The organism is Methylobacterium sp. AC433 (genome assembly GCF_979253015.1).
Map to the genome: position 1 here is coordinate 1 of NZ_CEEDBN010000053.1, position 536 is coordinate 536.

At 70.0% G+C, this 536-nt stretch carries 1 protein-coding gene; it reads right to left on the bottom strand.

Annotated features, from left to right (window positions below; translation table 11 throughout):
* Positions 1 to 536, bottom strand: a 536-nt coding sequence (locus AC0IWM_RS23710) for a transposase (RefSeq protein WP_471759128.1), incomplete at both ends; no start/stop codon positions are given.

A 536-nucleotide genomic window follows, 5' to 3' on the forward strand; every position in this document is an offset into this window, starting at 1 on the left:
GGCAGGTTCGAGAGGTAGAACTTGCGCTCGCCTGAGCCGCGCTCCTCGCGGACCAGCCAGACGGCTTCCCCAGGCAGATGTTGATTGCCCATCGTGCCGATCCGTTGGGTCGGACCATCGGCCATCCGTACGCGTAGGGCGCAAAAGCGCGCCCGTAGCCGACCCTTGGAGCCGTGTCGCCAGGTCACCGACCGGCCGGTCATGTCCGCCAGGATCGTCTCGGCCGCGACCGAGACCTGATCCGGCACGTGACGCTGGCGCGGTCGCCCACGCCCCGCGGCGGGGAAGATCATCGCCACGTCGGCCGGGTAGACCTTGTTGCGCCCCGTGATCCCGACGGCCCATCTCAAGCCGCGCTCGCTCAAAGCCTGCCGGAACGGGGCGGAACAGCCATAACCCGCATCGGCCAGCACGCAGCCGAAGCGCACGCCCCCCTCCTGGACCCGGTCGATCTCCGCAACGGCGATCTCCAGCTTGGTGCGGGCCGTGCGCCGATCCTCGGGAACGCCGGCCGATGCCATCCGGTCCGGGTCGCT